Below are 10682 nucleotides of genomic sequence, written 5' to 3'. Positions count from 1 at the left end.
AAGCGGCCTGACGAACTCACGGTACAGCAACTCGCTCACCGACTGGGCATCAGTCCACACGTCGTGTATTACTGGATTGAACGCCAGGTGATCCACGCTCGGAAGCTCGACGGGCGGGGCCCGTGGTGGATCACGCTGGATCCCACCAAGGAACAGCAACTGCGGGACTGGGTGCGCACTTCAGGGCATCTTCGGGGGCAACATTCCTACAATCAACTGTGAGAAGTGCATTATGAGATCACCGTCGGGATTCCCAGCGGACGCTTCTTGCCGTTACTCTTCGGGATGTAAACGCGCCGCAGCGGCATCGCACGATAGCCGCGATGCCGTAGCGACAGCATTCCCTTCCATCTGGCCGCCGAGGATGTCCATATCCTACCGTCCACCCCCGGCGTTCTCTTGCCGCGATTTTCTGTCACTCGCTTCACGGCTAGCATCTTGCCGCTATGCGAGCGGGTCAGCAGATGTTGCAACGCTTTCACCTTGCCCCACCGGCTTTCTCGAGTTGCCTTGGCGATACGCACCTGAAGTCGTCTCACGTCTGCCTCGATGTGTTGCCAGTTCGCCTGGTTCCACATCTGTTCGGCGCGCGCGGGCGCACCAGCGTCGATGGACCGCGCTTGCGCTTCGGTATCGATCCCTGTCATCTGCTCTCCCGCGTACAACGATTGCTCAAGTTTTCTCGCCATGAATGACCGCGCGGAAGTCTGCCCGCTTTCGCGTCGGGCAATGTTGCAGCCCGTATCCCGTCCATTACAGCCGGGCGTTCGCTTTTTCCGCATTCCTTTACCCACAGTGCCATCAGCGTTCCTTGCGGTTCGCCTGCCGTCACCGGCGGCGCTATGGGCTTACCCTGTTCCACATGAATTTCCGAGTGGGGCGGACCCTTCGTCTTCGCCGGCGGTGCGCTGTCCATGATGGCCTAGTATTCAGAGACCATTCCTCACCGCATACCATTTTGGTTCAAGCCTATCAGCACGTTTGGCTTGTTCAAGCTCACGACGTTTAACCGAAGTTCACCTATGTTGGTCGTACCCACTCATCCCTTGCTCCTCTCCGCCTTCGTGCTGGCAGATTCCGCTTCACCTTGCGGCTGGGCGTACCGGGTTTTCGGCGGCTACGTTGTCCCCAGAGCTTCACACCGAGCTGTTACCGGCTCCGCGTGTCTGGGTAGGGAGCGGTTGATGGAACAACCGGTTTCATCAGGTCATAAATGCTCCAGTGAAACAGAAACTCACGCGACTTGCAGGTCGCACGAACACGTTCTTGGCCAGGTCGATGCCGACTGTCGTAATCTGCATGATGGACGCTCCTGTTCGGTTTGAGTACTGACGTTGGATCTCCACTTTGGCACAGCGATGCCGTACTGGGTGGGGGCGTCCATTCCATTAACCAAGGACGGCCCCATTCCAGTCTGGCGGACCAGACCCCGGATGAGGCATACGTCGCCACGCTGCCAGCGATCAAATCGGCAGCCTGACTGCCCCAGCGCTTCCACTTAAAAACTCCGGATCCCTGTCCGAACAAACGGCACCACCTCTCACCGTTTTGAAAATTAAGAATCCAAACTATTTATTAATTCTTAATGGACCACATCGCAAACGGATCTGATCGATGCTTGTACCGCGTCCAGATCGCTTTGCACTCAACGCATTGATATACCTGTGCCTCGGAAAGCAAGCCCTCGCCAATACTTCGAATATGTTTCCCTGAAATGGGAGTTAGGGCGTTGTGACCGTTGGCACAACGCGAATTGACATCGAGATCTTCGCATAGGCGGCAAAGCCCTGCCCGCAGACAATCATCCACCACGGCGGAGGTCTCAGCAATCCTGCTACCTGGCGACAAATCGTTCGCCTCGGCCTTGTTGGAGACCCTACTCCCTTGGACATGCATACGACGAACGGCTGCCCAGTAGAGGACCATGATGGAATCAGACCCGGTTTGCATTGCCGCCTGTCTGCAACGCTCCAACTGGTGGCGTAGTGACAGTCCAAATTCCGTTGCGGATGCAAAACATATGACCCGCCCGCGAGCGTCTGCCCGATCGATCAGCGCCTCAATTAGAACCGAAACACGGGCAATATAGTCTTCATCACCGTTGCTCCGCTTGATGGCTCGACCATGCACTCGCTCGGTCATCGCCCGAACTTCCTTGTGGAGTTCGGCAAAGGCAAGAGAACGCTCGCGGAAAGCGCTTTTACTCCGCATGATGGTAGGTGTGGAAACCGCGCTTGACCATCCTAGAACTGGCCCAAAAAGCTGCTCTGGTAGCTTAGGTACGATATGTGAATGTATAGGCTTGAGTGGCAGTTGGCGGTAAGAGGTGCCATGACATACCTCGCTCTGTTAATGACAGGATTATCTCGCCATTTCTCGATCCTAGCGCCCAGGTACGTTCTGCTACTGGTCTCGCACCTGTCTTCTGGAAAGCGATTCGTTTAATCGAAAATCCGGTTGGCGCATGCGTCGCCACGCTCTCGCTTTACCCGGGGTTCCGTCTCAGCCATTCTCGAATGCCAGGAAACTGTTCAAGCACCAGCTCCAGATTTCCGCGAGCTTTGATGAGCTGTCTCTTGAGATGCCAACTGTGGGCAAGCCATAAGACGGTTGCTGCACCAAGAATGACCCGCTCAGATCCGCTTTCAAACAATCAGCACTCCATCTAAAATTTCAGCCTAGGCGAGGTGAAGCCCGCGTTTGTCCATATCGCCATGCGTGGGCCGAAGGGTCAAGAAGGATGATTTCCACGCTCGCACAGCAACTCAAACGACTCCCTTGTTGGCTCCAATTGCGCACAGAGCTCAAACCGCCGTCGGGCCCTCTACGCCAAGCAGAATTAGCGCCTCCGCGGCGGCGGCACGTCGGTGCACGTGCCTTCATAGATCTCCGCCGCCATGCCGATCGACTCGCCAAGCGTCGGGTGCGGGTGGATGGTCTTGCCGATATCCACCGCATCGGCGCCCATCTCGATCGCCAGGCACACTTCGCTGATCAGGTCGCCGGCATGTGTACCGACGATGCCGCCGCCGATCACGCGATGCGTGTCCTCGTCGAAGATCAGCTTGGTGAAGCCCTCGTCGCGGCCGTTGGCGATGGCGCGACCCGAAGCGGCCCACGGGAACACACCCTTGCTGTACTTGATGCCCTGCGCCTTGCACTCGTCTTCGGTCAGGCCGGCCCAGGCCACTTCCGGATCGGTAAAGGCCACCGACGGGATCTGCTTGGCATCGAAGAAGGCCTTCTCGCCATGCGCGGCTTCGGCTGCCACGTGGGCCTCATGCACCGCCTTGTGTGCCAGCATCGGCTGGCCGACGACATCGCCGATTGCAAAGATATGCGGCACATTGGTGCGCATCTGTTTGTCGACGTTGATAAAGCCGCGGTCGGTCACCGCCACGCCCGCCTTCTCGGCGCCGACGCGCTTGCCGTTGGGGGCGCGGCCCACCGATACCAGCACCAGGTCGTAGCGCTGCGCCTTGGCCGGCGCCTGCTCGCCCTCGAACTTAACGTAGACGCCGTCCGGCTTGGCTTCCACCCCGACGGTCTTGGTATTCAGCATGACCTTGCCGAAGCGGTCCTTGTTCTTCTTTTCCCAGACCTTGACTAGGTCGCGGTCCGCACCACTCATCAGGCCCGGCAGCATTTCAACGACATCGATCTCGGCGCCCAGCGTGCTGTACACCGTAGCCATTTCCAGGCCGATGATGCCGCCGCCGATGGCCAGCATCTTGTTGGGGACTTCCGGCAGTTCGAGCGCGCCGGTCGAGTCGACGATGCGCGGGTCTTCGGGGATGAAGGGCAGCTTCACCGCCTGGCTGCCGGCGGCGATGATGGCCTTCTCGAAGCGGATCACGGTCTTCTTGCCGGTGGCCCGCTTGCCCTCGCCCTCGGTCAGCTCGACCTCCAGGTGATGCGGATCGAGGAAGTTGCCGATGCCGCGCACCACCTGCACCTTGCGCGCCTTGGCCATGCCGGCCAGGCCGCCGGTCAGCTTGCCGACCACCTGGTTCTTGTAGTGGCGCAGGCCGTCGAGGTCGATCTTGGCTTCACCGAACAGGATGCCGTGCGCTGCCAGCGCCTTGGCTTCGTCGATCACGGCGGCGTTGTGCAGCAGCGCCTTGGACGGGATGCAGCCCACGTTCAGGCAGACACCGCCGAGCGTGCTGTAGCGCTCGACCAGCACGGTGTTCATGCCCAGGTCAGCGGCACGGAAAGCGGCCGAATAGCCGCCGGGGCCGGCGCCCAGCACCAGCATTTCGCACTGGATGTCGGCACTGCCGCTATGCGTGGCGGCTGCAGGCGCCGGGGCAGCGGCAGCTGGCGCGGGTGCAGCGGCCGGAGCCGGTGCCGCGGCGGGTGCCGGGGCCGGAGCGGGAGCGGGCGCGGCCGCAGCGGCTTGCGCCTCGACCGTGCAGATCACCGTGCCCTGCCCGACCTTGTCGCCCACCTTCACGCGCACCTCGACCACCTTGCCGGCAGCCGACGACGGCACTTCCATGCTGGCCTTGTCCGACTCGAGCACGATCAGCGACTGTTCCTGCTCGACCGTCTCGCCCGGCTTGACCAGGACTTCAATTGCTTCCACCGCGTCGAAATCGCCGATATCCGGCACCTTGACTTCGATCACATTCATTCTTGCTCCTCAATGCGCGCGGTTCGGGTGGCCTAAAGTGCGCGCTGTAGTTGTTGATTGCCGCCGCCATGGCGCCGCCCTCTAGCAGCCTCGCGGTAAGTACTTCCTTCGTGCCTGCCCGACTCTTGTCAAACTCGATGCGGGTCTCGACACCGATGCTCGAGGATGGCCGGGGCATCCATGGGCTGGTCATGGCTTGCCTTTCTGGACTGAAGCGCCATGGCCACGCCCTTCAAAATATGCCGTGGTTGTCTCACAGGAGGATGCGGCGGAAATCCGCCAGCAGCTGCGCGAAGTACGTGTTGAAACGTGCCGCCTCGGCGCCGTCGATAACGCGGTGATCCCACGACAGCGACAGCGGCAGCGTCAAGCGCGGCACGAACTGTTTGCCGTCCCAAACGGGCTTTTGGTAGGACTTGCACACACCCATGATGGCCACTTCGGGCGCATTGATGATTGGAGTAAATGACATACCGCCGATGCCGCCCAAGGACGAGATCGAGAAGCAGCCGCCCTGCATCTGGTCGGGCTTGAGCTTGCCGTCGCGCGCCAGCTTGGCCAGCTCGCTCATTTCCTGGCTGATCTCCAGCACGCCCTTCTTGTCGGCCTCCTTGATCACCGGCACGACCAGACCGTTCGGGGTGTCGGCGGCGAAACCGGTGTTGAAGTATTTCTTCAGCACCAGGTTGTCGCCGTCGAGCGAAGCGTTGAAGTTCGGGAACTTCTTCAGCGCCGCGACCGTGGCCTTGATCATGAACGCCAGCATCGTCACCTTGATGCCGGACTTCTCGTTTTCCTTGTTCAGCTGCACGCGGAAGGCTTCCAGCTCGGTGATGTCCGCTTCGTCATGGTTGGTGACGTGCGGGATCATGACCCAGTTGCGGTGCAGGTTGGCACCGGAAATCTTTTTGATGCGCGACAGGGCCTTGCTTTCCACCTCGCCGAAGCGCGTGAAATCGACCTTCGGCCACGGCAGCAGGCCAAGCTCGCCACCACCGCCGCCAGCCGCGCCCGCCTGGGCCGGCGCGGTGGTCTGGCCGGTCAGCACGCCCTTGACGTAGTTCTGCACGTCCTGCTGCGTAACGCGGCCCTTGGGACCGGTGCTTGCAACGCGGGACACGTCGACCCCGAGCTCTCGCGCGAATTTGCGCACCGAGGGGCTCGCATGAGCCGCCTTGCCAGGCGCGCCAGCAATCGCTGGAACGAAGGCGGCGGGATGAGAAGATGCGGCGTTTGGCGTCGGGACCGTTGACGGTGCAGGAGCGGCGGCGATTGCGGCCACGGAGGCAAGTGTCGAAGCGGCCGGCGCGCAATTGTCCGAAGCAGCGCCCCCGAGAACAAGCAACAACGTGCCTTCGGACACTCTGTCGCCCACCTTTACCTTCACTTCCTTCACTAGGCCACCCGACGTAGACGGCACGTCCATGGTGGCTTTGTCGGATTCGACGGTAACGACGGCGTCTTCGGCGTTGATGGTATCTCCGGCCTTGACGTGGATTTCGATGACGGGCACGGCGTCATAGTCGCCGATATCCGGCACCCTGATTTCGATGCTGGAGCTACAGCTGGTCGAAGCAGACGCCATGGCCGGAGCGGTCGCGGCGGCCGTAGCAGCCGTACTCAGGTTGAGAGCAAGCGCACCGTCGATATGCCCGACAGCCTCCAGCATCAACAGCACCGATCCTTCGGACACGTTGTCGCCCACCTTGACATGGACGTTCTTCACCACGCCGGCCTGTGGCGAAGGAACCTCCATGGTAGCCTTGTCCGATTCCAGCGTAACTAGCGCGTCTTCCGCGTTAATCTTGTCTCCAGGCTCAACGTGAACTTCAATAACCGGTACCGCGGCAAAATCGCCGATATCAGGCACTCTGATTTCGCAAACTTGACTCATTTATTCTCTAGTTTATAACCGGTCATTTGTGCCGGTATTCGCGCTGTAAAGGATGTGGCGAAGGGGGCGCTGTGATATCGCCAGAGCTAGCGCCCGGCGGAGAATTCCCGTTCGACATCTTCTAGCTACGGGCTGTAGGCTTTTGGGTAGATGAAATAAGTACACGTACCACTGCAGGCCGCAAAGTCTACTTAAAATTAGCCATCGGGAGCCAGACACATGCTTGTCGAAGCCGCGCAAGTTCGGCACTCGTAAAAGGAAATCGTGGTTACCGGCCTCACTGGAAAAGTGGGGCCGGCGTACGACAAAATTGCTATGCCGACAGCAGCGCTTGCTTCGCCGCCTGTGCGATAGATGCGGCATCAACGCTGAAGTACTCACGTAGAGCACTACGTGTATCACTGCGACCAAAGCCGTCGGTACCCAAAGTCACATAGCGGCGACCACGCGGAATATATGCTCGAACACTCTCTGGCACTGCGCGCACATAGTCCGTAGCTGCGATGACTGGTCCCCGACCCTCGGCAAGTTGCTGATGAAGAAACGGAACGTCGCTGGATTTCTCGTCGTCTGAGTCACCAATCTGACTTGACGCACCGTCCCGCGCGAGTTCGCTCCAACTCGTGACGCTATATACAGTCGCTTCAATCCCTTCCGCGATCAACTGTTGAGCGGCCTTGATGACCTCTGTCAGGATTGCACCGGACCCCATAAGAGTCACATGGCCGCGCGGCTCTTTCAAATCTGCAGCGTCAGGGCGCGTCCAATCATCAAACCTATAGCAACCGCGCAGGACATCGGACTCGACGTCGCTGGATAAGCTGGGTTGGGCATAGTTTTCATTCATCAACGTAACATAGTAGAAAACGTCACGCTGTTCGACGAACATTTCCTGAATTCCCGCGTCGATAATCACCGCCATTTCCGCGGCGAAGGCCGGGTCATATGCCTTGCAGTTCGGAATGGTGGCAGCCACCAGATGGCTCGTGCCATCCTGGTGCTGCAAGCCCTCTCCTCCCAGCGTCGTACGTCCCGAGGTGGCTCCGAGCAAAAAGCCGCGAGCGCGCTGATCTGCGGCAGCCCAAATTGCGTCGCCAATGCGCTGGAAGCCAAACATCGAGTAATAGATATAGAACGGCAGCATCGCAAAACCGTGGACGCTGTAGCTGGTCGCGGCGGCGGTCCAGCTTGCGATCGCACCGGCTTCACTTATGCCTTCTTCTAGGATCTGGCCATTCCGAGCTTCTCGATAGGCCAGCACAGACCCAATGTCTTCCGGGTCGTACCGTTGGCCTACACTGCTGTAGATACCAACTTGTTTGAAAAGGTTCGCCATGCCAAACGTGCGGGCCTCGTCGGCGACGATGGGGACGATGCGTGGACCAAGTTCCTTGTCCTTCAGAAGCATTCCCAAAAGCCGTACAAACGCCATCGTCGTGCTCATTTCTTTGCCATTTGCGGCTATGGCAAAGTTGGCATAGGCAGCGATTGGAGGCTTCGCGACGGTCGCGCATGCCGTATTTCGCTTTGGCAACGCTCCACCCAAGTCAGCCCTACGCTCGCGTAAGTATCGCATTTCATCGGCTTCGGCCTCCGGCTTGAGGAACTTGAGGGACGTTGTCTCCTCGTCCGTCAACGGCAGATTGAATCGATTTCTGAACTCAAGCAGCTGCGCGTCGTCAAGCTTCTTTTGCGAATGCGTCGTCATCCGGCCTTGTCCCGCCGCACCCATGCCATACCCTTTCTTGGTGTGCGCGAGGATGACTGTGGGTCTTCCAGCACTCGCTGCAGCCCTTGCGTAAGCCGCGTAGATTTTGACGAGGTCGTGGCCGCCTCGTTTGAGGCGGTCAATCTGCTCGTCGGTCATCCCTTGTGCCAACAGCTCAAGATAAGGATTCTGACCAAAGAAATGATCGCGGTTGAAGCGACCGTCCTTCGCCGCGAACGTCTGCATCTGGCCGTCCACAGTTTCGCCCAAGGTCCGGACCAATGCACCGGTCGTATCGCGCGCAAAAAGTCCATCCCAGTCGCTTCCCCACAGCAGCTTGATTACGTTCCAACCTGCTCCGACAAACAGCCTCTCCAACTCATCAATGATGCGGCCATTCCCCCGAACGGGGCCATCCAAGCGCTGCAAGTTGCAGTTGACGACCCAAACCAGGTTATTGAGGTTCTCGCGTGCCGCCAGAGTCAGTGCGCTCATCGACTCCGGCTCGTCCATTTCCCCATCACCGAACACGCCCCACACCTTGCGGCCCTCACACTGCACGAGACCGCGGTGTGTCAGGTATCGCATAAATCGAGCGTGGTAGATAGAACTGATTGGCCCGATACCCATTGAGCCGGTCGGAAATTGCCAAAAGTCAGGCATCAGCCACGGGTGGGGGTAGCTCGACAGCCCTCGAGCGCCGTGCTTAGGCCCCACAATCTCCTGGCGATAGTGCGCAAGATCGGCTTCGTTCAGTCGACCCTCCAGGAACGCTCTTGCGTAGACCCCCGGCGCACTGTGCGCTTGGAAGAATACCAAGTCATCAGACCTGAAGAAATGATTAAATCCGATTTCAAACAAGTCCGCGGCACTAGCGTAACTGGCGATGTGTCCGCCGAGTTCGCCATATGCCTGATTGGCTCGTACGACCATCGCCAATGCATTCCAACGCATTAATGAGGCCAGTCGTTCTTCGATGGCCAGATCGCCAGGGAACGGCGGCTGCTCCTCAACACCAATCGTGTTTACATACGGCGTATTGAGCTGTGGCCGCCAGCCAACACGGAAGTGCGATGCCAAACGCGCCAGTTCATCAAGCATGAACCTTGCGCGCTCCGGACCGTACGCTTTTACCAGGCCAGCGAAGGCCTCACGCCATTCGTTAGTTTCGATAGGATCAGGATCGACTTGAGCAGCGAACGAATCCTGCAAGATGGGGGTGGTTAGGGTATTCATGGAAAATAATTTTAGGCTGCAATCAACGGCATGTCGTGCCATAATGGTCTGCACGCTACCCGCCTTTCAGCATAACGTGCCGCAAAAAACTGCTTCACTAGACAACGATGAATCTCGACACCACTGACCTGCGCATTCTTGATGAGCTTCAACAGAACAGCGCTTTGACGAACGTGGAGTTGGCGCGACGCGTTCATCTCTCTCCGTCACCTTGTCTCGCTAGAGTAAAAGCGCTTGAGAGTGCGGGCGTCATACGGCGCTATGTCGCGCTGGTTAGTGCCAATGCACTCGGTCTCGGACTGAATGTCTTCGTGTCAATAAGCTTGAAGGATCAAAGTAAAGCCTCCTTGTCGGAATTTGAACGACGCATTGCTGAGCATGACGAAGTGATGGAGTGCTATCTGATGACTGGTGACAGCGATTACTTGATTCGAATAGCTGTTGCAGACATGGCCGCTCTGGAACGATTCATTCTGGAGCAGCTCACGCCCATTCCCGGCATCGAGAAGATTCGATCCAGCTTTGCACTTAAACAAGTACGCTATAAGACCGCTCTGCCCCTGCCCTTGACAAAGCGTTAATTCCACCGCAGGCAATGCTTTACCGCACTCTCCTTTTTCTTGCGCACGATGTTCTCGCGCAATAGCGATGGACGGCCAACTGTTCCATCTGCGCAGGTGCTTGTCGCGATGGCCGATGAAACATGAGCAGCGGGCAGCGCCTGTCCAGTAATTCTCGATAATGCAGTCATCCTCACTCCTCTTGAGAGTGTTTTGTCACTCATGCGAGAGCCGAATAAGGGTGGGCAGCACATTCGACTTGACTCACACGATGAGCGTTAGCATACTAGGTATATCATCATAGTCAACTGTTGTTTGCTGCCTATGCGGGTTCACCCGCATAGGCTTGTTCCAAGCGCCCCCTTGTAGAAACCTTCTGAACCCGGAACGGCTTGCCACGCGGGGACTCTTTGAGTGATGTTAACGATACATTCGCCGTACGTCCGGGCAACCCGTCTTGAATTGGAGTGAAGGTCTTGGGAGCATCGTGTCGGCCTAACGAATAGGTGGGGTGCTAGGGCACCGGTCGCTCATGTCGACGCTAGTACAACATCCCTCAAATAGCTTTAATAATTATCGGGTTGTAAATACGGCTCCAGGAGCGTGACGATCAACTGGGCCATCTCGTCGAGTGTGCCGGTGCCAGGC

7 protein-coding genes are annotated in these 10682 nt (G+C 58.4%); 2 read left to right on the top strand and 5 right to left on the bottom strand.

Annotated elements, in window-relative coordinates; translation table 11 throughout:
• Positions 1–222: helix-turn-helix domain-containing protein (locus tag J8I82_RS36305; protein ID WP_209765202.1), on the top strand; the 222-nt coding region annotated here is incomplete at its 5' end.
• Between the two features lie 8 nt (positions 223–230).
• Here J8I82_RS36305 and J8I82_RS36300 read toward each other — a convergent pair.
• The 4 genes from J8I82_RS36300 to mdeB form a co-directional block, all read right to left on the bottom strand.
• Positions 231–647, bottom strand: a complete 417-nt coding sequence (locus tag J8I82_RS36300) for a reverse transcriptase N-terminal domain-containing protein (protein WP_431831612.1) — start codon at positions 645–647, stop codon at positions 231–233.
• Positions 648–2839: 2192 nt separating this feature from the next.
• The gene (lpdA, locus tag J8I82_RS36295; RefSeq protein WP_209765200.1) at positions 2840–4636 is read right to left on the bottom strand and encodes a dihydrolipoyl dehydrogenase; all 1797 of its coding nucleotides are present in this window, start codon (positions 4634–4636) and stop codon (positions 2840–2842) included.
• A gap of 253 nt (positions 4637–4889) precedes the next feature.
• Entirely contained in the window at positions 4890–6530 is a 1641-nt protein-coding gene (aceF, locus tag J8I82_RS36290) for a dihydrolipoyllysine-residue acetyltransferase (protein ID WP_209765198.1), read from the bottom strand.
• Positions 6531–6843: 313 nt separating this feature from the next.
• Positions 6844–9474, bottom strand: a complete 2631-nt coding sequence (gene mdeB / locus J8I82_RS36285) for an alpha-ketoglutarate dehydrogenase (RefSeq protein WP_209765211.1) — start codon at positions 9472–9474, stop codon at positions 6844–6846.
• A 107-nt stretch (positions 9475–9581) separates the two neighbouring features.
• On the opposite strand from mdeB, the gene J8I82_RS36280 reads away from it, so the two are divergent.
• Positions 9582–10055: an Lrp/AsnC family transcriptional regulator gene (locus J8I82_RS36280; RefSeq protein ID WP_209765196.1), complete on the top strand. Its 474-nt coding sequence runs from the start codon at positions 9582–9584 to the stop codon at positions 10053–10055.
• Here the strand turns inward: J8I82_RS36280 and J8I82_RS36275 are convergent.
• Positions 10052–10225, bottom strand: coding sequence for a hypothetical protein (locus tag J8I82_RS36275; RefSeq protein ID WP_209765194.1), 174 nt, complete (start codon positions 10223–10225; stop codon positions 10052–10054). The genes J8I82_RS36280 and J8I82_RS36275 overlap by 4 nt on opposite strands.
• Positions 10226–10682: the final 457 nt, after the last annotated feature.

This window comes from Cupriavidus consociatus, assembly GCF_017814975.1.
Classification (GTDB): Bacteria; Pseudomonadota; Gammaproteobacteria; order Burkholderiales; family Burkholderiaceae; genus Cupriavidus; species Cupriavidus consociatus.
This window is presented reverse-complemented; position numbering and strand designations above follow the sequence as displayed.